General features: G+C 73.5%; 27 protein-coding genes. 6 read left to right on the top strand and 21 right to left on the bottom strand.

Going from position 1 to position 25,504, the window contains the following annotated elements:
• Nucleotides 1-86: 86 nt before the first annotated feature.
• Together KBX06_RS12750 and KBX06_RS12745 are read right to left on the bottom strand one after the other, a co-directional pair.
• A complete protein-coding gene (locus tag KBX06_RS12750; protein WP_210834722.1) occupies nucleotides 87-1,970 on the bottom strand; it encodes a beta-propeller domain-containing protein in 1,884 nt (627 codons plus the stop codon).
• Between the two features lie 175 nt (nucleotides 1,971-2,145).
• Nucleotides 2,146-2,604: an Lrp/AsnC family transcriptional regulator gene (locus KBX06_RS12745; RefSeq protein WP_210834721.1), complete on the bottom strand. Its 459-nt coding sequence runs from the start codon at nucleotides 2,602-2,604 to the stop codon at nucleotides 2,146-2,148.
• Nucleotides 2,605-2,663: 59 nt separating this feature from the next.
• On the opposite strand from KBX06_RS12745, the gene ddaH reads away from it, so the two are divergent.
• Nucleotides 2,664-3,497: a dimethylargininase gene (gene ddaH, locus KBX06_RS12740; protein WP_374225624.1), complete on the top strand. Its 834-nt coding sequence runs from the start codon at nucleotides 2,664-2,666 to the stop codon at nucleotides 3,495-3,497.
• A 69-nt stretch (nucleotides 3,498-3,566) separates the two neighbouring features.
• Here the strand turns inward: ddaH and KBX06_RS12735 are convergent, their stop codons facing one another.
• Nucleotides 3,567-4,763: an ABC transporter substrate-binding protein gene (locus tag KBX06_RS12735; protein ID WP_210834720.1), complete on the bottom strand. Its 1,197-nt coding sequence runs from the start codon at nucleotides 4,761-4,763 to the stop codon at nucleotides 3,567-3,569.
• A gap of 58 nt (nucleotides 4,764-4,821) precedes the next feature.
• A complete protein-coding gene (locus KBX06_RS12730) occupies nucleotides 4,822-5,640 on the bottom strand; it encodes a S9 family peptidase (RefSeq protein ID WP_210834719.1) in 819 nt (272 codons plus the stop codon).
• A gap of 83 nt (nucleotides 5,641-5,723) precedes the next feature.
• On the opposite strand from KBX06_RS12730, the gene KBX06_RS12725 reads away from it, so the two are divergent.
• Nucleotides 5,724-6,338 carry a bacterial proteasome activator family protein gene (locus KBX06_RS12725; RefSeq protein WP_210834718.1) on the top strand — a complete coding sequence of 205 codons (615 nt, stop codon included), beginning with the start codon at nucleotides 5,724-5,726 and terminating at the stop codon, nucleotides 6,336-6,338.
• A gap of 83 nt (nucleotides 6,339-6,421) precedes the next feature.
• On the opposite strand, the gene KBX06_RS12720 is transcribed toward KBX06_RS12725, so the two are convergent.
• The 3 genes from KBX06_RS12720 to KBX06_RS12710 all read right to left on the bottom strand — a co-directional run bounded on the left by KBX06_RS12720 (nucleotide 6,422) and on the right by KBX06_RS12710 (nucleotide 8,971).
• Nucleotides 6,422-7,234 carry an HAD family hydrolase gene (locus tag KBX06_RS12720; RefSeq protein WP_210834717.1) on the bottom strand — a complete coding sequence of 271 codons (813 nt, stop codon included), beginning with the start codon at nucleotides 7,232-7,234 and terminating at the stop codon, nucleotides 6,422-6,424.
• Nucleotides 7,234-8,055, bottom strand: a complete 822-nt coding sequence (locus tag KBX06_RS12715; RefSeq protein WP_210834716.1) for an HAD family hydrolase — start codon at nucleotides 8,053-8,055, stop codon at nucleotides 7,234-7,236. The genes KBX06_RS12720 and KBX06_RS12715 overlap by 1 nt, the downstream gene beginning before the upstream one ends.
• 172 nt (nucleotides 8,056-8,227) lie before the next feature.
• On the bottom strand, nucleotides 8,228-8,971 hold the full coding sequence (locus KBX06_RS12710) for a hypothetical protein (RefSeq protein WP_210834715.1): 744 nt from the start codon (nucleotides 8,969-8,971) through the stop codon (nucleotides 8,228-8,230).
• Nucleotides 8,972-9,106: 135 nt separating this feature from the next.
• On the opposite strand from KBX06_RS12710, the gene KBX06_RS12705 reads away from it, so the two are divergent.
• The 3 genes from KBX06_RS12705 (at nucleotide 9,107) to KBX06_RS12695 (ending at nucleotide 11,120) form a co-directional block, all read left to right on the top strand.
• Complete coding sequence (locus KBX06_RS12705) at nucleotides 9,107-9,538, top strand: OsmC family protein (RefSeq protein ID WP_210834714.1); 432 nt, start codon at nucleotides 9,107-9,109, stop codon at nucleotides 9,536-9,538.
• A 330-nt stretch (nucleotides 9,539-9,868) separates the two neighbouring features.
• On the top strand, nucleotides 9,869-10,213 hold the full coding sequence (locus KBX06_RS12700) for a metallopeptidase family protein (RefSeq protein WP_210834915.1): 345 nt from the start codon (nucleotides 9,869-9,871) through the stop codon (nucleotides 10,211-10,213).
• Nucleotides 10,214-10,397: 184 nt separating this feature from the next.
• Complete coding sequence (locus KBX06_RS12695; RefSeq protein ID WP_210834713.1) at nucleotides 10,398-11,120, top strand: AIM24 family protein; 723 nt, start codon at nucleotides 10,398-10,400, stop codon at nucleotides 11,118-11,120.
• 123 nt (nucleotides 11,121-11,243) lie between these two features.
• Here the strand turns inward: KBX06_RS12695 and pheA are convergent, their stop codons facing one another.
• The 5 genes from pheA to KBX06_RS12670 form a co-directional block, all read right to left on the bottom strand.
• Entirely contained in the window at nucleotides 11,244-12,197 is a 954-nt protein-coding gene (gene pheA / locus KBX06_RS12690; protein WP_210834712.1) for a prephenate dehydratase, read from the bottom strand.
• A gap of 9 nt (nucleotides 12,198-12,206) precedes the next feature.
• Nucleotides 12,207-12,731 carry a hypothetical protein gene (locus tag KBX06_RS12685; RefSeq protein ID WP_210834914.1) on the bottom strand — a complete coding sequence of 175 codons (525 nt, stop codon included), beginning with the start codon at nucleotides 12,729-12,731 and terminating at the stop codon, nucleotides 12,207-12,209.
• Between the two features lie 254 nt (nucleotides 12,732-12,985).
• Entirely contained in the window at nucleotides 12,986-13,375 is a 390-nt protein-coding gene (locus tag KBX06_RS12680; protein ID WP_210834711.1) for an ACT domain-containing protein, read from the bottom strand.
• 75 nt (nucleotides 13,376-13,450) lie between these two features.
• Entirely contained in the window at nucleotides 13,451-13,909 is a 459-nt protein-coding gene (locus KBX06_RS12675) for a hypothetical protein (protein ID WP_210834710.1), read from the bottom strand.
• Between the two features lie 176 nt (nucleotides 13,910-14,085).
• Complete coding sequence (locus tag KBX06_RS12670; RefSeq protein WP_210834709.1) at nucleotides 14,086-14,826, bottom strand: hypothetical protein; 741 nt, start codon at nucleotides 14,824-14,826, stop codon at nucleotides 14,086-14,088.
• 163 nt (nucleotides 14,827-14,989) lie between these two features.
• Here KBX06_RS12670 and KBX06_RS12665 point away from each other — a divergent pair, with 163 nt between their 5' ends.
• Nucleotides 14,990-16,219 (top strand): arginine deiminase, encoded by a 1,230-nt coding sequence (locus KBX06_RS12665; protein WP_210834708.1) that lies wholly within the window; start codon nucleotides 14,990-14,992, stop codon nucleotides 16,217-16,219.
• Between the two features lie 35 nt (nucleotides 16,220-16,254).
• Here KBX06_RS12665 and KBX06_RS12660 read toward each other — a convergent pair whose 3' ends face one another.
• The 9 genes from KBX06_RS12660 to KBX06_RS12620 form a co-directional block, all read right to left on the bottom strand.
• Nucleotides 16,255-17,139, bottom strand: a complete 885-nt coding sequence (locus tag KBX06_RS12660) for a DUF5926 family protein (RefSeq protein WP_210834707.1) — start codon at nucleotides 17,137-17,139, stop codon at nucleotides 16,255-16,257.
• Between the two features lie 59 nt (nucleotides 17,140-17,198).
• Nucleotides 17,199-17,615, bottom strand: coding sequence for an ATP-binding protein (locus tag KBX06_RS12655; protein WP_210834913.1), 417 nt, complete (start codon nucleotides 17,613-17,615; stop codon nucleotides 17,199-17,201).
• A 66-nt stretch (nucleotides 17,616-17,681) separates the two neighbouring features.
• Complete coding sequence (locus tag KBX06_RS12650; protein ID WP_210834706.1) at nucleotides 17,682-19,139, bottom strand: PAS domain-containing sensor histidine kinase; 1,458 nt, start codon at nucleotides 19,137-19,139, stop codon at nucleotides 17,682-17,684.
• Nucleotides 19,140-19,263: 124 nt separating this feature from the next.
• Nucleotides 19,264-20,055, bottom strand: coding sequence for a glycerophosphodiester phosphodiesterase family protein (locus tag KBX06_RS12645; RefSeq protein WP_210834703.1), 792 nt, complete (start codon nucleotides 20,053-20,055; stop codon nucleotides 19,264-19,266).
• 10 nt (nucleotides 20,056-20,065) lie between these two features.
• Complete coding sequence (locus tag KBX06_RS12640) at nucleotides 20,066-20,401, bottom strand: rhodanese-like domain-containing protein (RefSeq protein ID WP_210834701.1); 336 nt, start codon at nucleotides 20,399-20,401, stop codon at nucleotides 20,066-20,068.
• 53 nt (nucleotides 20,402-20,454) lie between these two features.
• On the bottom strand, nucleotides 20,455-21,393 hold the full coding sequence (locus tag KBX06_RS12635) for an LCP family protein (RefSeq protein ID WP_210834699.1): 939 nt from the start codon (nucleotides 21,391-21,393) through the stop codon (nucleotides 20,455-20,457).
• A 290-nt stretch (nucleotides 21,394-21,683) separates the two neighbouring features.
• Complete coding sequence (locus KBX06_RS12630; RefSeq protein ID WP_210834697.1) at nucleotides 21,684-22,898, bottom strand: LCP family protein; 1,215 nt, start codon at nucleotides 22,896-22,898, stop codon at nucleotides 21,684-21,686.
• Nucleotides 22,899-23,129: 231 nt separating this feature from the next.
• A complete protein-coding gene (locus KBX06_RS12625; protein ID WP_210834695.1) occupies nucleotides 23,130-24,365 on the bottom strand; it encodes an LCP family protein in 1,236 nt (411 codons plus the stop codon).
• A 76-nt stretch (nucleotides 24,366-24,441) separates the two neighbouring features.
• Nucleotides 24,442-25,419 (bottom strand): UDP-glucuronic acid decarboxylase family protein, encoded by a 978-nt coding sequence (locus tag KBX06_RS12620; RefSeq protein ID WP_210834693.1) that lies wholly within the window; start codon nucleotides 25,417-25,419, stop codon nucleotides 24,442-24,444.
• Nucleotides 25,420-25,504: the final 85 nt, after the last annotated feature.

Here is a 25,504-nt window from a genome sequence, read left to right as displayed (position 1 = left end):
GCGACGGGGTGGAGCCCGGGTCGGTGGTGGCGGGTGGAGCCCGGAAACCCCGAGAAACCGGGCCCCACCCGCCGGGGGAGGGAGGCTCAGGTCACGGGGAGCCAGTCGAGGCTGCGGGCGGTGGCCGGGTCGGTGGCCCGCAGGCCGGCGGCGGAGACGGTCCAGAGCACGTCACCGACCAGCAGCGACCGCAGGACCGGGCCCGCCCGGCCGGTGTGGGAGACCGTGCCGACCTCGCCGATGTCGGTGCCGGACACCCGCAGCAGGCGTACGTCGTCGCCGACCGGCAGGGCGACCAGGCCCGTCCCCGGGTGGTGCAGGAAGGCATGCGTGTCGTGCTCCAGCGCGGAGTACGCCCTCGGCACGTGCCACTGGTCGAGCCGGGTCGGACGGGCCGGATCGCGCACGTCGAACAGCGACACCTGGAGCCCCTGCGTCCGCCCCCGCCGGTCGGCCTCCTGGCCCACCCCGAGCAGCCGGCCCTCCGGCAGCGGGTGCAGGTACGCCGAATAGCCGGTGATCTTCAACTCGCCGGTGACCCGGGGCGCGGTCGGGTCGGTCAGGTCGAGCGCGTAGAGCGGGTCGGTGAGCCGGAACGTGACCACGTACGCGGAGCCGCCGAGAAAGCGCACGGAGAAGATCCGCTCCCCCGGACCGAGGCCCGTGACCGCGCCCGTCCGTACCAGCGCGTTCCCTTCGGGACGCAGCACGTGCACGGCGGACTCCGAGGTGGGCCGGGTGCCCCAGGCGTCGCCGGTGGTGGTGGCCACCCGCAGGTGCCCCTGCCACTCCGAGAGCGCGTACTGGTTGACGAGCGAACCGGGCACCGAGCCGGAGGCCACGTAGCGGGGTCGCCCGGGGACGCCGGTGTCGAACCGGTGGATCTCGGTGACCTGCGGGTCCGGCCGTCGGACGCCCCCGCGGGGCGAGCCGGGCCGGGCCGCCGCCGACCGCTCCCCGGCGAGGTAGAGACTGCTCCCGGTGCCGTAGACGGTGGTCGCGTCGGCGGCGACGCTGACCGGGTCGCCGTCACCGAGCCGATCGCCGGCGAGGTCGAAGCTCAGCACGGTCAGCATCGACGTCCCGGACCAGGCGGGCGGCCGGCTCAGCCGGTCACAGCCGACCCGGCCGGCGTGCCGCTCCGCCCCGGCCGTCCACTCGTACGCCGGCAGCCACGCCTCCACCCCGGCGGCGGCGACCACCGCCCGGTTGGCGGCGGTCCGCGTCGCGTCCGTGCCCCGCTCCGTGTCCGGGAAGTCCAGGCGGGGACGGGTGCGGACGACGACCCGGGCGGTGGACCCCGTCTGCCGGGCGTCGAGGAGGTTGCCGTCGATCCGGTAGGTGCCGAGCACCCGTGGCGCGTCCGCGAGGTCGACCAGGATCAGGCGCGGGGCGGTGCGGGGCCGCGCGTCGCGGGTCGCCCGCTGGAGGTCCGGGCCCACCTGCGTCAACACCAGCGCCCGGTCGCCGTGCAGCAGCAGGTTGGCCTGCTCCCCGAACCTCAGCTCCGGTTGCGCCCGGGTGAGGTCGAGGCGGCCCGTCTCCCGCCGGGCGGTCGGGTCCACCACCCGCAGCACGCCCCGGGTGACGGTGACGATCCGCCGCCCGTCGGTCTTGACGAGGTCCGGCTCGTCCGCGCCGGCCTCGTGCACGTTGGTGGTGGAGTGCTCCGGGGCGGACTGGGCGGACTGGACCGTCGCCCGGGACCCGGACGCGTCCTTGGCGACGTCGCCGAAGGCGGCCCCCGTACGCCAGCCGTCGCCGAAGCCCCACGGGCCGACGGACGCCCCGGCGGCGGCGCGGAGCCCGGCGAGCGCCTGGGCGCAGGAGTCGTAGGAGACCAGCAGGGGCGCGGTCGTCGGCTGCCCCGGGGGCGGCGGGTCCGGCGCCGTCGCCGGGAACGCGCTGCCGCCGAGCAGGGTGAGCGCGGCCAGCGTGCCGACCGCGAAGATGGGGGCTCCCCGTGTCATGGCCGGTTCGACGCGCCAGGCGGGCGGGTGGTTCCGGCCCGCGCCGACCTTCCGCGCCGTTTCGCCGTTTCGCCGTACGCCGGCTGCCCGCCGCGCAGCCGCCGGATCGCGTCGCCGGGCCGTGCGTCGACCGTCGGGGGCGGCGCCTGTCCGCGGCCGCGCCGAACCGTGCGGGTCAGCGGGGGGAGGGGCCGACGCCCGGGGACTCGACCAGTCGGGAGAGCACGATGGTGCTCCGGGTCGAGGTCACGAAGGGTTCGGCCCGCAGCCGCTCCAGCGCCGCCTCCAGGTGGCCGATGTCGGCGGCCCGCAGGTGTACGAGCGCGTCGGCCTCGCCCGAGACGGTGTACGCGCCCACCACCTCGGGGTGCCGGCGGGTGGCCACCCCGATCTGGGCCGGGGTGGTCCGTCCGGCGCAGAACAGCTCGACGAACGCCTCCGTGGTCCAGCCGACGGCGGCGGGGTCGACGACGGCGGTGAAGCCCCGGATCACGCCGGTCGAGCGCAGTCGGTCCACCCGTCGTTTGACCGCCGGGGCGGACAGTGACACCCGCTGGCCGATGTCGGCGTACGAGGCGCGGGCGTCCGCGACGAGCAACGCAATGATCCGCTGGTCTACGGCATCTATCTGCAACGTTCCGCCTCTGGGAAGCAACGGTTGTGGCTGTTACCAAAGTCTGAGGGTACCTACCCTTGGTCACCGTGAACCAGCAGCGACTCCCGCGAAAGCGGACATATCTCATGTGCTCGCCCGAGCACTTCGCGGTCGAGTACGCGATCAACCCGTGGATGGACGTGACCACCCCGGTCGACTCGGCGCTTGCGGTCAAGCAGTGGGACCGGCTGCGGGAGACCCTGGTCGGTCTCGGCCACGAGGTGCACCTGCTGACCCCCGGACGCGGCCTGCCCGACATGGTCTACGCGGCCAACGGGGCGTTCGTGGTCGACGGCACGGTCTACGGCGCGCAGTTCAAGCACGAGCAGCGGGCCGCCGAAGCCGCCGCGCACCGGGCGTTCTACGAGTCGCAGGGCTGGCGGTTCATCGCGCCGATCGAGACCAACGAGGGCGAGGGCGACTTCGCGTACCTGCCGGAGGCGCACGGTGGGCTGATCCTCGCCGGGCACGGCTTCCGTACCGAACTGCCGGCGCACGCCGAGGCGCAGGAGGCGCTCGGCCGGCCAGTGGTGTCTCTGCGCCTGGTCGACCCGCGCTTCTACCACCTGGACGTCGCGCTCGCCTCCATCGACGACGAGAACGTCGTCTACTACCCGGGCGCCTTCTCCGCCGCCAGCCAGCGGGTGCTCACGCAGCTCTTCCCCGACGCGGTGGTCGCCGACGCCGAGGACGCCCTGGCCTTCGGCCTCAACCTGGTCAGCGACGGGCTCAACGTGGTGCTCAACAGCGAGGCGACCCGGCTGGCCGGGAAGCTGAAGGCGGCCGGCTACCACCCGGTCCCGGTCGAACTGGCCGAGCTGAAGAAGGGCGGTGGCAGCGTGAAGTGCTGCATCGCCGAACTCCGCCACTGAACCCCACCCCCGCCGCCCGCCGCGCCCCGCCCTGAGAAACGCGGGGCGGGGAGCAGGTGGGGGCGGGGGTCAGCCGAGGGTGGCCAGCTCGGTCACCAGGACGTTCGACAGCACCTGGCCGTCGAGCTGAACCTCACGCAGGTACCACTTCTGCTGCGGCGTACGGGGCTGGTTGAACTGCCACACCCCGCGCGGGCTGTCGATCTGGCCGATCTTGCCGAGGGCCAGGTTGACCTGCTGCGGGTTGGGTGACCCGCCCGCGATCCGGATCGCCTGGTCGAGCACCTGCGCGGCGTCGTACGAGGCCATCGCGTAGGTGGTGGGCGAGGTGCCGTGCTTCTTGCGGTACGCCGAGGCGAACCGGCGGTTGGCCGTGTTGTTCAGGTCGGACGAGTAGTTGAGCGCCGTCTGGATGCCGAGGGCGTCCTCGGCCTTGACGCTGCTCAGCACCGTGCCCTCGGTGAGGAAGCCGGGGGCGTACACCTTGCCGGTGAACCCCTCGATGCGTAGCTGCTTGATGAACTCGACCGCCGCCGGTCCGGCGAAGAAGCAGAACACCGCCGACGGGTTCCGGTTCAGCGCCGTGCGGATGTCGGCCCGGTACGCGGACTTCGACGGGTTGGTGTGGACCTTCGTGGAGACGACCGGGTCCTTGATCCGGGGGTCGGACTCGCCGAACTCCTGCCGGAAGCCGCGGACCACGTCCTGGCTGCCGATGCTGTCCGGCGCGATGATCGCCAGCCGGGCCGACGGTTGCAGCTGGTCCCGCAGGTAGCGGCCCAGCGCCCGCCCCGCCTCGTCCAGCACGTACGACGTCCGCCAGATGTAGACGACGCTCTGGAGGCTGGACGGCGAGGCGTTGGAGCCGATCAGGGGCACCCGGGCCTGCTCGACGGTGTCCCGGATGCCGGACATGACGTTCGCGTCGACCACGCCGGTGAGGGCGAGCACGCCCTGCTTGAGCAGCCCCTCGACGGCGGCCTTGCCGGTCTTGACGCTCTCGCCCTCGTCGGCGGTGAGCAGGGTGGTCGGGTGCCCGCCCAGCAGCTTGTCGTTGAGGTCGAGGAAGAGCTGGAAGCCGTTGGTGATCTCTTCACCGATCGCCTTGAGGCCGCCGCTGGTCGGTGCCACGAGGCCGATCTTGATCGGGCTTCCCGGGCTGGCCGATTCGCCGTCGGCGTCATCGGTGCCGCATCCCGCGACCAGTCCGGCCGTACCGAGAGCGGCCAGCAGTTGGAGGGCCCGCCTGCGGTTCATCTGGGACACCGAGTTCCTTCCGGGGAGCGTTGCAGGGCGGATCACGCCCCCTCGGCGTTCTACCCGGTCAGCGACGCTGCGTCAATGCTTGGCGATCTTCCTGGAGAGATCGGAAAGCAGCCGTGATCTGCGGCCATGCCGCCGACGCCGGATCGATGAGCCCGAAATGTTCGCATTCTGGCAGCTCAAGAAGGGAGATATCGCCGCCCGCCGCGCGGCTGGCGGTCACGAACTCCCGGCTCATCGCAACCGGCACCTGCTGATCCAGTGCACCATGCACGACTACTGTGCGTGTTCGCGTTGGCACCGATGGACGTGGATCCGCGGCGGCGTACCGCTCCGGGTGGTCCGCCGGCCCGCCACCGAGCAGCGCGGCCACCGCCCCCTCGTCCAGATCCAGCCGGTACGCCTCCGCCAGGTTCGACACCGGGGCCAGCGCCAGCACGCCGCCGACGGCGGCCGGGGCGGTCGCCGCCACGTACAACGCCAGGTGTCCCCCCGCCGAGTGGCCCACCAGCAGCGGCGCACCGGCGGCGACGCGACCGGGCAGCGCCTCGGCCGCGAGCCGGGGCAGTTCCGTCACGCCGGTCAGCACATCGGTCAGCGTCGCGGGCCAGCCGCCACCCGGCTGCCCCGTCCGGCGGTACTCCACCTGCGCCACCGGGTGGCCCAGCGCGGCCAGCGCGACGGCCAGCGGGTCGGTGTGCCGGCGGTCGTACCCGGCCCGCCAGAAGCCGCCGTGCACCACCACGACCAGCCGTCGGGCCGGGCCCGACCCGGCCGGGACGCGCAGATCGGCGATCTGGTCCGGGTGGTCGCCGTAGGAGACGGTGACGTCGGGGGCCGGAGCGGGCCGGCTGAGCACGTCGCGGGGGTCGGCGGGCATGGCGCGACCGTAGCGCGGATCACGCCCGGATCCGAGGTCGGGGATCGGTCCCCGGACGCATGGCCGATCGCGGCTGGGTAAAGATGGTTCCCATGACCGAAGCGCACTCCGCTGGACAGAACGACGAGCCGGGCCAGGACGGCACCGGTCACCCCGGAACGGTGGTGGTGGTCGGCCCGGACGGGCGGCCCGTCGGCACCGTGCAGACCGACGAGGCACACGGCGAGGACCCGACCCGACTGGTCGAGCAGCCGGCCAAGGTCATGCGGATCGGCAGCATGATCAAGCAGTTGTTGGAGGAGGTCAAGGCCGCCCCGCTCGACGACGCCAGCCGGCACCGGATGCGGGAGATCCACGAGCGGTCGATCGTCGAGCTGAAGGAGGGGCTCGCCCCCGAGCTGCGGGACGAGCTGGAACGCATCTCGCTGCCCTTCACCGAGGAGAAGGCGCCCAGCGAGGGCGAGCTGCGCATCGCGCACGCCCAGCTCGTCGGCTGGCTGGAGGGCCTGTTCCACGGCATCCAGGCGGCCCTGGTCGCGCAGCAGATGGCCGCCCGCGTGCAGCTGGAGCAGATGCGCTCCGGCCGGCAGGCGCTGCCGAGCGGCCCGGGTGGCCCCGGCGGTCTGCTGCCGGGCATGCCGGGCATGGGTCAGCCACCGCAGGGCGGCGAGGGGCACAGCACCGGCCAGTACCTCTGACAGTGCGTGCGGGGGAGCGGGTCATCCGGCCGGTCCGACCCCCGGGTCGACGGCGCGGCTGGCGGGGACGCCGGCCGCGCCGCTCAGCCCACCCCGAAGACCTTCTCCAGGTACGCCGCCACGCCGTCCGCCGAGTTCGCCGCCGTGACCTCGTCGGCGATCTCCAGGACGGCGCGGTGCGCGTTCGCCACCGCCACCCCCCGCCCGGCCCAGGTCAGCATCGGTACGTCGTTGGGCATGTCGCCGAAGGCGAGCACGTCCCGGGCGTCGATGCCCAGCCGCGCGCAGTACCACGCCAGCCCGGCCGCCTTGGTCACGCCGGCGGCAGAGATCTCCACCAGCCCGGAGTACGACGAGTGGGTCGCCTCGGCCAGCCCTTCCAGGGCCGCGGCCACCAACGCCACGAACGCGTCGGGGTCCTGCTCCGCGGAGCGGGCCAGCAGCTTCACCGCCGGTGCCGCCAGCAGCTCCTCGGGGGTCTCGACGGCCCGGATCGCGTCATGGTCGGCGTCCCAGCGCAGCGGGTAGTGCGATTCGTGCCGCATCTGCCGGCTGTCGACGATCTCCACCGCGAAGCTGACCTCGGGCACCTCGGCGCGCAGCCGGCGGGCCACCTCGGCGAGCAGTCGCGGGTCGAGCGGGTCGGCGCGCAGCACCTCGTCGGCGACCGGGTCGTAGACCACGGCGCCGTTGGCGCAGATCGCCGGCAGCGGCTCGGCGAGCTGCTCGTACACCATCCTCAGCCAGCGGATGGGACGGCCGGTGACCAGCACGACCGGCGTGCCCCGCGCGGAGAGCCGGGCCAGCACCTCGATGGTGTGCGGGCTGAGCGTGCGGTCGTCGCGGAGCAGGGTGCCGTCGATGTCGGTGGCGATCAGCCGTGGTGCCTCTCCCATCAGCGGGACAGTAGCCGATCGAGATACACCGCCACCCCGTCGTCGTCGTTTCGCAGGGTCACCTCGTCGGCGAGGGCGCGGACGGTCGGGTGGGCGTTGGAGACCGCGACCCGGGCCCAGCCGGCCCACTCGAACATCGGCAGGTCGTTGGGCATGTCCCCGAAGACCAGCACCTCGGCCGGGTCGACGCCGAGGCGATGCGCCACCACGGTGAGCCCGGTGGACTTGTCCACCCCCGGCGGGCAGATCTCGACGAAGTCCAGCCCGGCCTGGGTGAGCGTGGCCACCTCCGACGGAACGATCTGCCGGGCGACCTCGAGCAGTTCGTCGACGTGGTGGTCGGCGGTCCGGACGAATGCCTTGATCACGTCGCAGGAGAGGCACTCGGCGCGGCTGCGCGTCTCGAACGCGTCCTGGTAGGGCCAACTCGCGTGGTAGTCGCCCCAGAGCGGTGCGTCGTGCTCGTCCGACGCCTCGACCATCACGGTCAGCGGCCCGACGGTCGCCTCCAGGTCGGCCAGCAGCGTGGCCAGCACCTCGGCGGGAAGGCGCTCGTCGCGCAGCACCACCGGCCCGGACGGGTCGCTCTGGTCGACCACCCGGCCGCCGCCGGCCATCACCAGGAAGTCGGCGGCGCGGATGTCGTTGCGGGTCAGTTCGGCCAGCCGGGGTCCGCGACCGGTGGCGCCGACCACCGGGATCCCGGCGGCCCGCACCCGGTCGAGCACCTCGTGGGTGTACGCGGAGACGGTCTCGTCGCTGCGGACGAGCGTGCCGTCGAGATCCGTGGCGATCAGCTTGGGCAGCCCCGGGCGGGTCATCGTTCCTCCTTCGCCCGCCGCCGTCGCAGCCAGCCGTCTCGGTCCTCGGTGCCTCGACCCTGAGTGACGGCGGGCAGCAAACGTACCTCGCGGAAGGGGCACGGGCCATGGCGTTCCGGCGAATGCCGTGCCAACGGCCGACGGCCCGCCGGTGCCCCGCCGGCGCGGCTGGTCAGTCCCGAGGTTCGGGGCGGGCGAAGGGGATGGCCGGCCCGACGGTGAGGTCGGCCGGTGCGGGCGGCCCGTCGTCCGCCACGTTCCGTGCCCTGCGGCCCCAGCCCACCGGCTCCGCGTCGTCACCGACGTCCGCCCCGTGCCCGTCGTCCGTCTCCTCGGCGAGCGGGGCCGCGTCGGCCGGGGCCAGCTTCAACGCCGCCGCGAACAGGGCGCAGGCCACGAACGCCGTCACCAGGCCCCGGCCGTACTCGGCCCGGAAACCGTCGTCCGTCGAGTAGAAGAAGACGCGCTGCCCGGCCTCGTCCAGCGAGGCGGCGGTCGCGACCAGCAGCCCCAGCAGCGACCCGGCCAGGGCCAGCCCGGCGAGCCGGGCGTTCGGACGCACCGCGCCGGTGCCGCGCAGCGCGAGCACCATCGCGCAGACCAGGGCGAACAGCCCGACCAGGTAGCCCACCCCGAAGCCGCCGACGTCGGACACCCCGCCCGGCACCCGCAGCGGCGTGTTGCCCTGCGGCCCGGCGTTGGGGATGGTCATCACCTGCCACTCGCCGACCATCGAGGCGAGGGCGGCCACCGCGCCGAGCGCCGCGAGCAGAACCGGAAGCCGGCGGTCCCGGCCCAGGCCGGAGAACGTACGCCCGAACCGGCGCGGCCCGTCCGGCTCCGCCGTGCCCCACTCCAGGACGGCGGCACCGTCGGAACGGTGTTCCTGCCGGGGAATGGGGGAATCCTGGGACATCGGCCACCCTTCCGCGTTCACGGGCCTGCCCCGAATCATGACACAGCACGCACCCGACGACGCGGAGCGTGAACGGTCGCCGGTGCGGGGCGTGAACGGTCGCGGGCCGGTGCCCGGTGGGCTAGCTTCGGTTGCATGCCTATCCGTACCGCTTCCGCACAGTGGCAGGGCAACCTCACCGAGGGGTCCGGCACGATCCGCACCGGCAAGGGCGGGTTGCAGGGGGACTACTCCTTCAAGTCCCGTTTCGAGGAGGGTGAGGGCACCAACCCCGAGGAACTGATCGGCGCGGCCCATGCCGGCTGCTTCTCGATGGCGTTCTCGAAGGCGCTCGCCGACGCCGGCTCGCCGCCCACCTCGGTGGAGACCACCGCCAAGGTCCACCTCGACAAGACCGACGCCGGAATGACGGTGACCCGGATCGAGCTGGACACCGTCGGCGAGGTGCCGGGCATCGACGAGGCGCAGTTCAGCAAGCTCGCCGAGACCGCCAAGGAGAACTGCCCGATCTCCCGCCTGCTCGCCCCGGGCGCCCGGATCAGCCTGACCGCCCGCCTCGCCTCCTGACCGTCCCGGCCCTCGGCACCGTCCCGGCCCTCGGCACCGTCCCGGCCCTCGGCACCGTCCCGGCCCTCGGCGTCGACCGCCACGGGGAGTCACGCTCCTCGTGGCGGTCCGCCGAGCCGACCGGCGCGGGCGTGCGGCGGGCCCGACCCGGCGCGAGGCTCTCCGCCCACGGCGCCGACACGGGCGGGTCCCCGGGTCCCGACCGACGCGGGCGGGTCCCCTGGTCCCGACCGACGCGGGCGGGCCGCGGGTCCCGACCGACGCCGACGGTCCGCGGGTCCCGAGCGGCGCGGGCGGGCCGGGTCGTCGGGCAGAATGGGTGGGGTGCCGGTGGAGATGAGTCGCGAGCGCTTCGAGGAGCTGGTCGGCGACGCGCTCGACGAGGTGCCCGAGGAACTTCTCGCCCTGATGAGCAACGTCGTGATCCTGGTGGAGGAAGACCCGCCCCCCGGCGAGGACCTGCTCGGCCTCTACGAGGGGCACGCCCTCACCGAACGGGGCTGGGACTACGCCGGCGTGCTCCCGGACCGCATCCTGATCTACCGCAACCCCATCCTGCGCATCTGCGACGGCGACGAGGACGTCGTCGACGAGGTCGCGGTGACGGTGGTGCACGAGATCGCCCACCACTTCGGCATCGACGACGCCCGCCTGCACGAGCTGGGCTGGGGCTGACCGGCGGCCCGGGCTGGGGCTGACCGGCGGCCCGGGCTGGGGCCTGACCGGCGGCCCCAACCCGACGGGCGGCCCGTGGGTGCGGTGCCGGTCCGGTGGGCGTGCCGGCCGGTCGGCCGGTGGTCGGCGGTTGCCACCGTCGCCTACCGTCGCACCAGGTACACGAACTCAGGAGGCATTTCAAATGCGCAGCGAGCTGTTCTCGGCGGAGAACCTTGAGAAGGAGTCCGCGCAGCCCGGCATGCGGCTGCAGAACTCCAAGATGTTGAAGATCGAGCTCAACGGCGAGGCGATGGCCCGGGTCGGGTCCATGGTCGCCTACCAGGGGCAGGTGCAGTTCCAGGCGCTCGGCTCCGGCGGGCTGGGCAAGTTCCTCAAGCAGAAGCTGACCGGCGAGGGCGTCCCGCTGATGAAGGTCTCCGGCCGGGGCGACGTCTTCCTCGCCGACCTGGCCAAGGACGTGCACGTCATCGACCTGGAGCCCGGCGACGCGCTCTCCATCAACGGCTCCAGCGTGCTGGCCTTCGACTCGACCCTCCAGTACGACATCCGGATGGTGGGCGGGGCCGGCATGGCGTCGTCGTCGGGCCTGTTCAACTGCGTCTTCAGCGGTCACGGTCGGATCGCCATCACCACCAAGGGCACCCCGGTGGTGCTCAGCGTCGACGCCCCCACCTACGTCGACCCGCAGGCGGCGGTCTGCTGGTCGGCCAACCTCCAGATCGGCTACCACCGCGCCGAGCAGCTCGGTCTCGGCACGCTGCTCGGCCGCAGCACCGGCGAGTCGTTCACGATGAGCTTCGCCGGTCAGGGCTTCGTCGTCGTCCAGCCCTCCGAGGAGCCGCCCGTCATGGGCAGCGGTTCCCAGGAGCAGCAGGGCGGACTGCTCGGCGGCCTGCTCAGCTGACCCGCATCGCCCGCTCCGCCCCCGCACCGGCCCCGCCGGATCCGGTGCCGGTCGGGGGCGGTGCCGTCGCCGGCTCGCCGGTCGTGGCCGCGAGACGGGCCCCGCTGTCGCCGCGGGCTGCCGTCAGCCGAGACCGCCGGCGCGCAGGCGGGCCAGCCAGGCTGCGGCGTCGGCGTAGTCGGCGTCCGTGAGGCCGGCGGGGGCCGGGACCGGGCGGTCGCCCTCCCCGGGGAACCGGTGCCGGGGGTACGAGCCCAGGAAACGCACGTCGGCGCAGACCCGGCGCAGCCCCTGCAACGCCTCGCCGAGCCGCACGTCCGCCACGTGCCCCGTGCAGTCGAGGAAGAAGACGTAGCGGCCGAGGGCCTCCCCGGTCGGGCGGGACTCGATCCGGCTCATGTTGACCCCACGGACGGCCAGCTCCATCAGCACCGACAGCAGCGCGCCCACCCGGTCGTGTGCGATGTAGACCGCCAGGGACGTGACGTCGTCGCCGGTCGGCGGCGGGGGCGGTCCGGGGCGGGACACCAGCGCGAAGCGGGTCACCGCGTCCGGATGGTCGGCGATCTTGTCGGCGAGCACGTCGAGCCGGTGCCGGACGGCCCCGATCGGGGCGCAGATCGCCGCGTCGTAGTCGCCGGCCGCGGCCCCGGCGGCGGCCGCCCCGTTGGAGAGCACGTCGACCACGACGGCGTCGGGCAGGTGCGCGTGCAGCCAGCCCCGGCACTGGGTGGACGCCTGCGGGTGGGCGGCGACGCTGCGCACCTGCGGGAGCGCCCGGCCGGGCCGTGCGGCGAGCACGAACTCGACCGGCAGGATCACCTCGCGGGTGATCACCAGGGGTTCGCCCTCGGCGAGTTCGTCCAGGGTCACCCCGACCGCGCCGCCGATCGAGTTCTCCAACGGCACCAGGGCCGCGTCCGCCTCCCCGGCCCGTACGCTCTCCAGCGCCTCCGGCACGCTGCGGGCCGGCGTGCGGCTGCCCCGCTCGGCGGCGGGGATGCTGTTCAACGCCTGCTCGGCGAAGGTGCCCTCCGGCCCGAGGTAGGCGAAGCGCGTCGGCGGTGTTCCCGGCATGGCGACAGCCTACGCACCCGGTACGCCGAGCGACCCGGCGTCGCAGACGCGCGTCCGGATGCCGGGCGGCCCGGCGGCACGGACTTCGGCGGTGCAGACGTCTGTGCCGGCGGTGACCAGCCGCGGAGCACCCGGCCGGCCCTGCGTGACCACCTGGAGCATCTCGTGCCCGGTGACGTCGAGCACGGTGTAGTGCCACTCGCCGGCGCAGAGCGGCCCGGTCCGCACGCGGACCCGGACACCGCTCGGCAGCACGCCGCCCCGGCCTCGCACCAGGTTCATGATCCGGGCCCCCGAGGGGCCGTCCGGGCACGGGACCGCGACCAGCCCGGGGTCGGGTGTGGGGGTGAGCGTCCCGCCGGGCAGGCCGTCGGCGGGCGGCGGCGTCGGTGTGGCGGTGGGCCCAGCGGTGACGGCGGTGCGGGCCGGTGCGGTGGTCGGGGCGGGGCGGCGCAGCTCCGGCGGGGTGCCGCAGCCCGCCAGGGCCAACGTGACCAGCAGCGCGACGGCGACGAGGCGGCGGGGGTGCGGCACCGCCGTGAAGCGGCGGGGGTACGGCGGCGGGGCGGGGCGCGAGGTGCCGACGACCGGCCAGGGTGGACCCGGTGGCCGGCCGGGGCGGGGGCGCGACCGACCCGCTCCGGGCCCGGCGGCGGGGCCGGGCGGTCGGGCGGGGGTGTCGTGGCGCGAGGGGGTGGGCGGCACAGCCGATCCTCGGGACATCGGGAAGCGTCACTGCGGCCGGGAGGCCGAGCCCATCCTAGGAGGAACCGGCGGCCGGGTGAAGATCAGCCGAGGACACGATGGCCGGCACGTTCCAGCGCGGCGGTCGCCTCGCGGAGCCGTACGGCGGGAACCAGCAGGTAGTCGGTGTCGTAGGTGGAGAATGCGACCACGCTGACCCGGGCCGCGGCGAGCGGATCCACCAGCGCGGCGAGGGTGCCGCTGACCGCCAGGTCGAGCGGCTCGGCGACCCGCAGACAGCGCCAGGCGGTCTCCCCGACGGCCTGCTCGGGCGCCCGGTCGGCGGGGCAGATCAGCGAGATGCCCTCGGCCGTCCAGCTCACCGTGACGACGTCGCCGTCGCTCAGCCCACCCGACAACCCGGTCGGCAGGGCGGAGCCGGCGGCCAGGCGGCACACGGCGTACTTCCCCGGCAGCAGGACGATATCGAGCATGAGGGCACCTTACGGCCTCGGTGCGGGCCGGCCCCAGATTCGCCGCGTGCGGCGAACGCCACATCCCGCCGCTGGTCAGACCGGGGAGAAGAACGTGAGCGAACCGGCGACCGTCCCGTCGGTGAACACCGGGGTGGAGATCGCGTCGACGGTCGAGTCCGGCGCGTCGGTCGACGCGCCCTGGACCCGGAGCAGCCCGCGGGCCAGGCGCCCGGAGGAGAGGGCGAGCAGGGGCGGGATCTTGTCGATCTCGGGCTCGGTCAGCTCGCAGCGGTTGGCGGTGAAGTCGAGCAGCCGCAGCCCGCCGGCGAGCAACGGCAGCCCGGTCACGTCCTCCGGGTGGCCCAGGCAGAGCAGTTCGCAACCGGCGGCGGAGACGGCGACGACCCTCGTCCCGGCGTCGATGAGCAGACACGGCTCGTCGGCGTGGGAGACCGTCGACGACCACCGACCGAGGTTGTCGAACTCCTGCCCTGTCGAGGTTCCCGCCGTCGGCACGAACACGTCTGAGAGCGAGAGTTCGACGTGGGCCACCGCGCCTCCTATGTACACCGACGGTCCGTCCACGCTAGCCGGTCGTCGCGGGTGTTGCCGACCGCGCGGGGTCACCGGGCCGCCGGTGGGTGAGGGAATGCCCTGACCAGGCGGCCGGCGACGGCGCGGCCGACGGGTGCCGACCGGCGCCCGGGTGCGTGGCGTCGCCGGTGACGTTACCGTCGGTTGGCCGGCTTGTCAGCGGCCGTTCGGCCGCCCTCGTACCACCGGTAGTCGGCGGCCGGACGGTACGCGCCGTTCATCCAGGTCTCCGGGTGCTGCGCGACCCGGGACAGCTTCTCGGCCGTGGCCGGGCTGATCCGGCTCCCCCCGGCGACGAGCAGGCGGTCCAGCTCGCGGTGGGTGGCCATGAGGCAGTCCTTCGGCAGGCCGTAGACGCTGATCACGCCGGAGCCGACGAAGGTCAGCACCGGCGTCACCGGGATCGCCAGCCCCACCGCGTCGGAGAGGGCCTTGCTGGCGCGCTTGGCGTCGCGGCGGGCCTCGGCCACGTACGGCGGCCGCTTCCCGTTGATCTGGACCACGTCGCCGGCGACCAGCACCCGGGCACGGCCGTGGTCGGCGATGGTGACCGCGAAGAGCCCGCTCGGCCCGATGGCGAGGAAGCCTGCGCGTTCGTCGCGTTCGTGGTCGAGCAGGAGGTCGGAGGCGTCCGTGCGGGGCCACTCGATGACGTGCCACGCGGGCCCGAGATGGTCGAGCCGGCCGAGCGCCCGTGCCCCGGCCGCCTCCAGCCGCCGGGCGCCCCGTTCCGCCCGGCGGCGGCGGGCCCACTCCAACGGGGACGGACGGACGGGTGTGAGCACCCCCGGCGACTCCATCCGGGGATGTGGCACCGCCACGGGCGGCAGTGCCCGGGCGGACGGTGCGGCTCGACGAGCGGGAAAGACAGTCATCGCGACCTCCGGCAAAAGGTCCCTCGAAGTTATGTCCTCACTACCCTACGTTGCCAGTCCCCCGTGTCGGCAAGTTGGAACGCCGGAGTGAGTGCGGATGAATGCCATATTCATCCACCCCTGTTTTATCGGATGCCGCCAAACCCTGCCCTACGCTGCGAGGGTGACCCACTACGTGGACAGCGAAGTCGGTCGGCTCGGGACGGTCCTGCTGCACCGCCCCGGTCCCGAGCTCGCCCGGCTCACCCCCCGCAACAACGACTCGCTCCTCTTCGACGCCATCCCCTGGGTCGAGCGGGCCCAGGAGGAGCACGACGCCTTCGCCGCCGCGCTGCGCGAGCGCGGGGTCGAGGTGCTCTACCTCGCCACCCTCCTCGCCGAGACGCTCGCCGTCGCCGACGCGCGGGCCGAACTCACCGAGGAGGTGCTCCGCTCGCCCCGGCTGGGTGACTCGCTGCGGGCCCGGGTCGCCGACCACCTCGCGTACCTCGACCCGGTCGCGCTCGCCGACGTGCTCACCGCCGGGCTGGCCCACGAGGAACTGCGGGTCAGCCCGGAGCGGCCGGGCGGGCTCGTCTACACCCTGATGGACCGGCACGACTTCGTCATCGACCCGCTGCCGAACCTGCTGTTCACCCGGGACTCCTCGTTCTGGGTCGGCGACCGGGTCGGGGTGACCAGCCTGGCGATGCCGGCGCGGCGGCGGGAGACCACGCTGACCGACGCCATCTACCGGCACCATCCGCGGTTCGCCGGCACCGAGCTCGCCTACCAGCCCGGTATGGAGCACCTGGAGGGCGGCGACGTGCTGCTCCTCGCGCCGGGGGTGCTGGCCGTCGGGGTGGGCGAGCGGACCACCCCCGCCGGCGCGGAACGCCTCGCCCGGCAGGTCTTCGCCGCCGGGCTCGCGCACACCATCCTCGTCGTGCCGATCGCGCAGGAGCGGGCGACCATGCACCTGGACACCGTCTGCACGATGGTGGACGTCGACGCCGTGCTGATGTACCCGAACATCGCAGACACGCTGTCGGCGTACACGGTCATCGCCGGGGCGGACGGTGAGGATCCACGGGTCGACGGCCCGGCGCCGTTCCTGCGGGCCGCCGCCGACGCGATGGACCTGCCCCAGCTGCGGGTCATCGACACCGGTCTGGACCCGGTCACGGCGGAACGCGAGCAGTGGGACGACGGCAACAACACCCTGGCCATCGCGCCCCGGCTCTGCGTGGGCTACGAGCGCAACACCGAGACCAACGCGCAGCTGGAGCGGGCCGGCATCGAGGTCATCCCGATCGCCGGCTCGGAGCTGGGTTCGGGCCGGGGCGGGCCACGCTGCATGTCCTGCCCCATGGTCCGCGAGCCGCTGGGCGGGTTAGGAAGGGCACCTTCCTAACGTATTCGGTATAGGAAGGTGCCCTTCCTCACACCTCAGCGCAGGGTGAGCTGCCGGCCGAGCAGGCCGTGGCGGGCCCGCCGGCCGGCGGCGTCCAGGGGAGCGGGCTCGGTGAGCGCCTCCGCGTACCGCTTCGCGAAGTCGGCGACCGGCTGTTCCCAGTCGGCGGCCGGGACGTCCTCCGGCAGGTCCCAGACGGGCACCAGCCGGCCGTGGGCCCGGAACATGCCCGCGAACCGGGTGTTCTCGCCGAGGACCAGCGTGCCGGCCACGCTCAGCCGGGCCAGCGCGTCCAGCGCGGCGTCCTCGTCGTCGGGCAGCACCCAGCGCACGTGCGCCTTCTCCGGCACCTGGCACCAGTAGGCGGCGCGGGCGGCGGCGAGCCGGACGGTCGGATAGATCGCGGCGTTCGCCCGCTCCAGGGACGCCTGCACGTTGGGGTCGTCGCCGGCCCCCGGGTCGAGCCAGAACTCGAACCCGTCGTGCATGCTGACCTCCAGCGGGCCGTCGACCAGGACGTCCTGCAGGCGGGGGCCCGGCCCGGGCAACGGCGGCACGGCCACCGTGCCGCCCGGCTCGACCCGCAGCGCGCAGAGCAGCGCCTCGGCCAGGTCGCGGGAGACGTCGCCCGACTGCTGGTGGCGCTGGAGCCCGATGAGGACCCGGCCGTCCGGTTTCGTCACGGCCGGGGCTGCCATCGGCAGCACGGTGGCCAGGACGACCTCCCGGTCGCCGAACTCCTCGACCAGGGCGGGGGCCAGCCGGAGCGGCGCCGAGGCGGCCGGCACCAGCTCCCGCAGAGCGATCCACTCCGGCTCGTCGGCCAACCCCTCGAACGGTCGGGGCACGAAGATGTCCCGCACCTTCTCCCGCTTGGGGGTGGCTTCGGCGGCCCGCTGGCTCTTTCGACGCTTGCTCACGGCGAGACAGCCTAGAGGTCCGGGCCGGCCGGCGGGGCAGGACCCGCCCCCGCGGTCGGTCAGCCCGCCACGGCCAGATCCGACCGGGTGATGTCCGCCGCGTCGAACTCGGCCCACACGCTCTGGCCCAGGCCGTCGCGCTCGACGCCCCAACGGTCGGCCAGCCCCGAGATGATGTGCAGCCCCCGGCCGTCGACGGCGTCGGTGTCGGCGACCCGCATCGTGGGGACCGCGGCGGCGCCGCCGTCGGTCACCCGGAGCTGCACCTGCTGCCCGTCGAGTGCGGCGCGCAGCCGCCAGGCCACCCGTACCACCCCGCCGGGCAGGGGGTCGGCGTGCCGGACCGCGTTGCCCACCAGCTCGGCCAGGACCGCGACGAGGTCGGCCAGGAGGGGCGGGGGTACGACGCCGGTCAGTTCCTCGGCGAGCCGTCGCCGCGCCAGCCGTGCCCCAGCGGCGTGGTGGGGCACCACCACGCACCACGCCCGATCGGCAGCTCCCGTCGACACCTTCGTCCCCTCAGCCCCGTTGCCCGTCGCCGGTCATCCACGGGGCAGCCGCACCTCTGCGACCGTACCGCCACCGGCCCTCGGCCGTAGGGATACCCATCCATCCTGCTGTTCAACGATCCGACGGACGAGATAGAGACCGAGTCCGGCTCCGGGATAGCGGCGACGGTCGCCCGACTCGCCCTGCCAGAACCGGTCGAAGGCCCGCTCCACGTGCTCCGGCCGGATGCCGACGCCCCGGTCGCCGACCTGGAAGGAGACCGTGGACCCGTCCGACCCGGCGGTGATCTCGATGGGCGAGTCCGGCGCGGAGTACTTGCCGGCGTTCGTGCAGAGCTCCGTGAGCATGGTGGCCAGGCTCGGTCGGTGGCCGAGCGCCTTGGGCAGGTCGGCGGGGAGGCGCAGGACGAGCCGCCGTCGCAGCTCCGCCGGCAGGTCGGCTGCCGCCGTGCGCAGCGCGTCGCCGAGGTCGTACGGGGCGGGGGGCTCGTCGCCCGGCCCCGCCTCGGCGGCGGAGGAGAGCAGCCGGTCCACCAGCCGGGCCAGCTCGTTGGCGCGCTGCCCGATCACCCGGGCGGCCTGCCGCCGATCGGTCTCGGTCAGCGACTCCCAGTGGTCGGTGAGCGTGTCCGCGTAGCCCTTGATGACCGTCACCGGCGTACGCAGCTCGTGGCTGGTCACCGCGACGAAGAGGTCCCGGTCGTGGTCGCGGCGCTGCTGGTCGGTGATGTCCCGGAAGGTGACCACCCGCAGGGTGCCGGGGCCGGGCAGCTCACCGGATGTGATCTTGAGCCAGCGGCCGTCCGGCAACCGGTGGTCGAGCACCCGCCCGGCGGGGGGCAGCGGGAAGGGCAGCGGCCGGTTGAGCGCCTGGTCCGTGGAGCGGCCGGTCACCCGGGCGGCGGCCGGGTTCCAGAGCCGGACGTGACCGTCCAGGTCGACCACGGCCAGACCGTCCGCCAACGCCGCCACCACCGGCCCGTCGCCGTGCACGGGCAGCCCGTTCTGGTCGCCGTACATGTGGGCGATGCAGGATGCCACGTAGCCCACGACGGCATGCTGCTCGGCGTCGAGCGGGTCGTCGCCGTCCGGATGGAGCACGTGCAGGCTCCCGACCGTCAGCCCGCCGATCTCCGCGCGGGAGACCACCATCCGGAGCAGGCCCCGCTCGGCCAGCTCGCCGGCGAGCCCACCGGTGAGCTCGTCCGTGCGGGCCTGGCGCACCCGGGCGCCGGAGAGCAGGCAGACGGTGGCGGGATCGTCGGCCGGCACGGGGCGGCCGAGAGCCCACCCGGCGGCGCCGGTCGCGGCGATCACCCGGCCGCCGGTCGGCGTGAACTCGACGAACGCCGTGCCCGCCGCGCCGAGCGCCGACTCGGCCACGCGGAGCAGGTGGGTGAGCACCGGCAGCCCGGTGCCGCCCGAATTGATCATTTCGATCACCGTGGTGTGGCCGGCGATGAGAGCGGAGAGGTCGGTGCGCTCCGGCATGCTCCGAGTGTGCCCCGCCGGCCCCTTGCGGGACACCCCTGCCCGGTGCTCGGCACGACCGCCCGCGCGGGCCGCCGCCCGGCGGCTGCCCGTCCGACCGGGCCGCCGCCCGGCGCCACCCCGGTCAGCGGCCCAGGCGGGCCAGCGTGTGCGCCGGCCGGTCGGTGATGATGCCGTCCACCCCGGCGGCCAGGACGAGGTCCAGGTCGGCCGGCTCGTTGACGGTCCACACGAAGACCTGGTTGCCCGCCGCCCGCAGCGCGGGCACCAACTGCGGGCGGGTCCGCACCAGGGCGATGCCGGGGCCGGCGGTCCGGGTGCCGAACGGCAGCCGCCCCAGCCGAACCCAGCGCGGCAGCACGTCCAGCAGCAGCACCGTGGGCAGCGCGGGGGCCAGCCCCCGGATCCGGCGTACGGCCAGCGGTGAGAACGACATGACGGTGACCCGTACCGGATCGTCCGGTCCCGGCTCGGCGAGGCCGTACCGGCGCAGCATTGCGACGAGCCGACGCTCGACGTTCCCGCCGTGGCGGGAGGGGTGTTTGGTCTCGATCAGCAGCCGCACCGGCCGGCCCGCGGCCAGCACCGCGTCCAGCAGCCGCTCCAGGGTGAGCAGCCGGATGTGCGACTCGTCCAGCACCTCGTCGCCGTCGGCCGGCACGCAGCCGGGATGCCAGGAGCCGAAGTCCAGCGCCTCCAGCTCAGCGAGGGTGCGGGCGCTGACCAGGCCCTGGCCGTTGCTGGTGCGGTCGAGCCGGCGGTCGTGCACGCAGACCAGGTGCCCGTCGCGGGTCAGCCGGACGTCGCACTCCAGCCCGTCCGCGCCCTCGTCGAGGGCCCGCAGGTAGGCCGCGAGGGTGTGCTCGGGCAGGTCGTGGGAGGAACCGCGGTGGGCGAAGACGAGAGGGGCGTCCATCCCGCCCGCCCTAGATGACCCGGCCCGGCTGCCCGTCCTCGCCGACCACTCCTCGCCCGGCGGCGGCCCACTCGCCCATCCCGCCCTCGACGTTGCGCACCTGGTCCCAGCCGTTGCGCATGAGGTAGGTGACGACCTGTGCGGAGCGCCCGCCGGAGCGGCAGATGACGGCGACGTCGCGGTCGGTCGGCACCTCGGCGATGCGGGCCGGCAGCTCCATCATCGGCAGGTGGTGCGCGCCGGGGGCGTGGCCGGCGTTCCACTCGTCGTCCTCCCGGACGTCGAGCAGGTACGCGTCGTCGGTGATCTCTGTCACGGTCACGGTGGGAACCTGGGATCCGAACACGGGCCAAGCCTAGATCCTCGCCCGGTCGGCCGGCGGCGGGCCGGTCCCCGGCGTCACAGTCGGGTGACCCAGCGCGGGTTGGCGCGCGCCCAGCCCGGCACGCTGGTGCCGCGTACCGCCTCGAAGAGGCCGTTGCCGCCGTTGTCCAGGACCACGTACGACACCTGGTCGATGGTCTGGGGGCGGGAGGGGACCCGCACGCCGCGCAGCGCGTCCGCCGGCAGGTCGCGCAGCGCGAGGACCAGGTCCTCCAGCGGTACGCCGTTGGTGTCCACGGTCAACGAGCCGCCGACGGCGCGGATCACCTGGTCCAGCTTGACCGGGTTGGTCCGCAGCGACGTCTCGCTCGTGCGCTCCAGCACCGCCCGGAGCAGTTGCTGCTGGTGGGTCTGCCGGTCGTAGTCGCCGCCCGGCAGGTCGTAGCGCTGCCGGACGAAGTCCAGCGCCTCGCCGCCGTCCATCTGCTGGCAGCCGGGCCGGAAGACGCGGTCGGTGTGGATCGAGCGGACCTCGGTGTCGACGCACATGCGTACGCCGCCGAGCAGGTCGATGACCTTGCGGAAGCCGGAGAAGTCGATCAGGGCCGCGCCGTCGAAGCGGATACCGGTCAACCGGGCGAGGGTGGCCGAGAGCAGCCGGGTGCCGGGCTGGCCGCCGCCGCCGTGCTCGTACGCCGAATTGATTTTGTCCTGGCCGCCGGCGTAGCCGTGGCCGGCGGGGATGGCGACGAGCAGGTCCCGGGGCACGGAGACCAGGTACGCCTCGCGTCCGCCGGCCGGGACGTGCACGATGAGGATGGTGTCCGAGCGCCGGTTCGCCGCGCTGCCGCTGCGCCACCGGTCGGTCCCCACCAGCAGGTAGTTCAGCGGCCCGTCGGGGTCGGTGCGCTCCCGGCGGGCGGTGGGGTCGAGCAGTTGTTCCCGCACGACGCTGCGCTCGTAGCGGTCGGTCAGGGTGCGCAGGCCCACCACGGCGAGCCCGGTCAGCAGCACCAGGGTCAGGCCCAGGCCGAGCAGCAGCCGGGGCCAGCGGGCGCGGCGCGGCCGGGCGGCCCGGGGGTCGTCCCCGGCCCGGCCCCGACCGTCGCCCGCCGATCTGGACGTGACGCCTCCCCGCGACCCGTACGTGAACGCTTCTCACGTCAGGCTACGAGGCGACCAGGGCGACCGGGGCCGCTTCGCCGACATGCGCGGCCCGGGCCGCTTCGCCGACATTGCGCGACCCGGCGGCCGGGATCCCCGCGTGCGGCTATCCCGCCGGAGCGGAATTCCCGCGGGCCCGGCTACTCGCGGTTGGAGACCACCTCGGGGTTGGCGAAGACGAATTCGGCCAGCTTGTCCTTCTTCGCCGCGCGGAACATGTCCAGCGTCTGCTCGCTGAGCGTCTCCCGGCTGCCGTCGCTGTGGAAGGTGCCACCGTTGGTCTTCAGCATCACCAGGTCGTTGCCGGTCACCCCGCGCATGGTGAAGACGAAGTCGGCGACCGGCACACCGCCGGTGTCGAGGATGAACGCCTTGCCGGCCGCGTCCATCAGCTTGTTCAGCTTGATCGGGTTGGTCAGCGTCCCGTCCTGGGTCGCCTTCCTCGCCATCGCCTTGATCAGCTGCTGCTGGTTCTGCTGCCGGTCGTAGTCGCCGTTCTTGAGGCTCTTGCGCTGCCGGGAGTAGTCCAGCGCCGCCCAGCCCTCCATCTCGCGGCAGCCCTTCTTGTGCACCACGGGCGTCCGCTGCTTGCCGGTCTTCTTCGCGTCGGCGTTCCACATCGGCTTGCCGTCCACGTACGACATGTGGATCGACTCGACCTCCTGCTTCACGCAGATGCGCACCGTGCCGAGGGCGTCGATGACGTTCTTGAAGCCGCCGAAGTTGATGATCGCCGCGCCGTCGAAGCTGATCCCGGTCATCTTCTTGATCGTCTGCGCCATCAGCTGGGCGCCGCCCTCCCAGCCGCCGCCGTTGCGGGCACCGGCCTGGAACGCCGCGTTGATCTTGTCGGTGCCGCCCGGATAGTCGCTCTTCTTGAAGGCCGGGATCTGGGCCTCCGTGTCGCGGGGGATCGAGATCAGGTACGCCTGGTCGTGCGTCGCCGGGATGTGCAGCACGATGATGCTGTCCGCCCGCACGTCGTCGGCGGCCCACCGCTCCCGGGCGTCCACGCCGAGCAGCAGCATGTCGATCGGGCCGTCCAGGCTGGCGCCACCCTCGGCGTCGGTCTTGCCCGCGTCGCCGAGCAGGTTGCGCTGGGCGATGTTGCCGGTGGCGCTGCTGATCAGCGCCTTGCTGCCGACGATGGCCGCGCCGCTGGCGACCATCAGCACGGCGCCGAAGATCAGGGTGAGCCGGGCCCAGAGCGGGTCCTTGCGGCGCGACCGCTTCTTCGCGGACCCACCGCGCGGCTTGCCACCCTTGACGGGCTGCTTCGGAATGCTCGTGGAGGCCCGGACCGGGCCGCGGGGGGACTCCAGCGCCGGAGGGCGACGGCTGGTCTGAACCGGCATGCGTGCTCCAGCTCGCGTTGTCAGGGGGCGGGATCACTGTACGGACGCTTTCCCGTCCTGGCGAGGTCGTCCGACCGTCAAATGCCGTTCGTCCGGCCGTCATCCAGGGAAACTGACCGAACGGGCAGATCGATACGGCCGGTCGGCGGTTGGCTCACCGGAAGCGGTCGGCCGGCCCTCCGAAACGCGATGACGTCCATCGATCACGGCAGGGCCGGCCGGCGGGGCTGGTCAGTTCCCGGTGCGGTCCTTCTTCTGGTTGGCCTCGACCCAGGCCGTCATGGTGTCGGCCGACATGGCCTTGTACATGGTCAGCGCCTTCTCCCTGTCCGACACCACCACCGACTCCCCGTTGATGGTCTGGCTGCCGACGTGCGGGCTGGTCACGAAGGTGAGGTTCTCGCCGCGCAGGTTGCGGAACTGGACCCCCATGTCGAGCAGCGAGAAACCCTGGTCGACGGTGACCGCGGCGGTGACCGACCTGAGGAAGTCGTTCAGCTTCTTCGGGTTGGTCAGGGTGCCCGTGCTCGCCGCCTTGTCCATCAGGGCGCGAAGGAACTCCTGCTGGTGCCGCATCCGGGCGAAGTCGCCGTCCGGGAACTGCTTGCGCTGCCGGATCCAGTCCAGCGCCTCGGCGCCGTCCATGTGGTTGGTGCCCTTGGTGAACGTCCGGTACGGCTTGTGGATCGAGGTGACGGTCCGCTCGACCTTCAGCTCGACGCCGCCGAGGGCGTCGGTGACCTGCTTGAAGCCGGCGAAGTCGATCGCCATCACGTGGTCGAGCCGCACGTCGGTGAAGCACTCCACCGTCCGGACGGCCAGCGGCAGGCCGCCGAAGGCGAAGGCCCCGTTGATCTTCCCCCGCTGCCCGGAGCCGCACTCCGCGTTCGCGCTCTCCGGGATCGGCACGTAGAGGTCGCGGGGGATGGAGACCAGGTAGGCCTTCTGGTGGTCGGACGGGATGTGCATCACGATGATCGTGTCGGCCCGCCACTTGCTGGACTTGTCCACCGGGGCGTCCGGGTCCCGGGAGTCGCTGCCGACCAGCAGGATGTTCAGCGCGCCGTCCACCGCCTTGGCCGGGCGGCCCTCCGTGATCTCGGAGAACGGGTCGGTGCGGGCCAGGTCGTCGTCGAGGCCGCGGGCGTAGAACCAGGCACCGACCCCGCCGAGCAGCGCGAGCACCAGCACGGCGACGCCGGCCACCAGGGCGATCCGGCCCCACCGGGGGCGTGCGCCCCGCCCGCCCGGCCGGCCCGGCCCGGCCAGACCGGTCGTTCCCCCCGGCCCACCCGGTCCGGCGGGGCCGCCGGGGCGGGCGGACCGGGGCTCGTCCGGGGACGGGGACCAGCGGGCCCCGGCGGGCCGGGCGCGGCCGGCGTCCCGGCCGGAGCCGGGCACCGAGGCGCGCCCGGCGCTGCGGTGCAGGTGCGGGAGGGGGACTCCGGCGGGCATGGTCGCTGACATGTAACTCAGGGTACGTACGCGCGGCCACTACCGCCCTGAAGCGCCGCCGACGGGTGCGCCGGCGGTGGGGCGGTCGCTAGACCATCCGCTCGCGGAAGAACTCGATGGTGCGCCGTAGGCCGTCCTCGGGCGTCACGGTCGGCTCGTATCCGAGCAGCTCGCGGGCGAGGGTCAGGTCCGGGCGGCGCATCTCCGGGTCGTCGGCACTGCGGGTGATGTACGTCACCTCGGAGCTGCTCCCGGTGAGCGACACGATCGTCTCGGCCAGCTCCCGCATGCTCATCTCGTGCTCGGTGCCGCAGTTGATCGGCCCCGTCTCGCGCGAGTCGAGCAGCAGCAGGATGCCGTGCACCAGGTCGGAGACGTAGCAGATCGAGCGGGTCTGGTTGCCGGTGCCGTGCACGGTGATCGGCTCGCCGCGCAGCGCCTGGGAGATGAATGTCGGGATGGCCCGGCCGTCGTCCGGGCGCATCCGCGGGCCGTACGTGTTGAAGATCCGGACGATGGCCGTGTCCAACCCCCGGCTGCGGTGGTAGGCCATGGTGGCCGCCTCGGAGAAGCGCTTCGCCTCGTCGTAGACGCTGCGGATGCCGATCGGGTTGACGTTGCCCCAGTACGACTCGGGCTGCGGGTGCTCCTTCGGGTCCCCGTACGCCTCGGAGGTGGAGGCCATCAGGAAGCGGGCGCCGTCGGCGACCGCGCGCTCCAGCAGGTGCAGGGTGGCCACCGAGCCCACGCGGAGGATCTCCACCGGCAGCTTCTCGAAGTCGGTCGGGCTTGCCGGCGAGGCCATGTGCAGGATGGCGTCGAACCGCTCGGCCATCTCCGGGTGGTGGGTCGGCAGGCCGTCGGAGATGTCGGCCTCGATCAGGGTGAAGTTCGGCTCGTCCAGCAGGTGGGCGACGTTCTCCTTCGACCCGGTGATGAAGTTGTCGAGCGCGACCACGGTGCAGCCGCGGGCGATCAGGGCGTCCACCAGGTGCGACGGTACGAAACCGGCGCCGCCCGTGACGAGGATGCGGTGACCGGGGCCGAAGCGGGCGACAGCGTTCATGCCGGTCAGCCTACCCAGTGCCCGAAGCCGCCCGGCAGGGTGCAAGGAAGGGTCCCTTGTTATCGCCAGGCGATAACAAGGGACC

The organism is Micromonospora sp. C31 (assembly GCF_018070575.1).
Taxonomy (GTDB): Bacteria; Actinomycetota; Actinomycetes; order Mycobacteriales; family Micromonosporaceae; genus Micromonospora.
Note: the sequence above shows the minus strand (reverse complement) of the source record. Positions and strands in the feature narration are given on the sequence as shown.

Bases quoted from the DNA above. Each gene is read 5' to 3' on its own strand.
- KBX06_RS12750 (WP_210834722.1), bottom strand. From the start codon at position 1,970: ATGACACGGGGAGCCCCCATCTTCGCGGTCGGCACGCTGGCCGCGCTC.
- KBX06_RS12730 (WP_210834719.1), bottom strand. From the start codon at position 5,640: ATGCCCGCCGACCCCCGCGACGTGCTCAGCCGGCCCGCTCCGGCCCCC.
- KBX06_RS12725 (WP_210834718.1), top strand. From the start codon at position 5,724: ATGGTTCCCATGACCGAAGCGCACTCCGCTGGACAGAACGACGAGCCG.
- KBX06_RS12720 (WP_210834717.1), bottom strand. From the start codon at position 7,234: ATGGGAGAGGCACCACGGCTGATCGCCACCGACATCGACGGCACCCTG.
- KBX06_RS12715 (WP_210834716.1), bottom strand. From the start codon at position 8,055: ATGACCCGCCCGGGGCTGCCCAAGCTGATCGCCACGGATCTCGACGGC.
- KBX06_RS12710 (WP_210834715.1), bottom strand. From the start codon at position 8,971: ATGTCCCAGGATTCCCCCATTCCCCGGCAGGAACACCGTTCCGACGGT.
- KBX06_RS12705 (WP_210834714.1), top strand. From the start codon at position 9,107: ATGCCTATCCGTACCGCTTCCGCACAGTGGCAGGGCAACCTCACCGAG.
- KBX06_RS12695 (WP_210834713.1), top strand. From the start codon at position 10,398: ATGCGCAGCGAGCTGTTCTCGGCGGAGAACCTTGAGAAGGAGTCCGCG.
- pheA (WP_210834712.1), bottom strand. From the start codon at position 12,197: ATGCCGGGAACACCGCCGACGCGCTTCGCCTACCTCGGGCCGGAGGGC.
- KBX06_RS12680 (WP_210834711.1), bottom strand. From the start codon at position 13,375: ATGCTCGATATCGTCCTGCTGCCGGGGAAGTACGCCGTGTGCCGCCTG.
- KBX06_RS12670 (WP_210834709.1), bottom strand. From the start codon at position 14,826: ATGACTGTCTTTCCCGCTCGTCGAGCCGCACCGTCCGCCCGGGCACTG.
- KBX06_RS12650 (WP_210834706.1), bottom strand. From the start codon at position 19,139: ATGCCGGAGCGCACCGACCTCTCCGCTCTCATCGCCGGCCACACCACG.
- KBX06_RS12645 (WP_210834703.1), bottom strand. From the start codon at position 20,055: ATGGACGCCCCTCTCGTCTTCGCCCACCGCGGTTCCTCCCACGACCTG.
- KBX06_RS12630 (WP_210834697.1), bottom strand. From the start codon at position 22,898: ATGCCGGTTCAGACCAGCCGTCGCCCTCCGGCGCTGGAGTCCCCCCGC.
- KBX06_RS12625 (WP_210834695.1), bottom strand. From the start codon at position 24,365: ATGTCAGCGACCATGCCCGCCGGAGTCCCCCTCCCGCACCTGCACCGC.
- KBX06_RS12620 (WP_210834693.1), bottom strand. From the start codon at position 25,419: ATGAACGCTGTCGCCCGCTTCGGCCCCGGTCACCGCATCCTCGTCACG.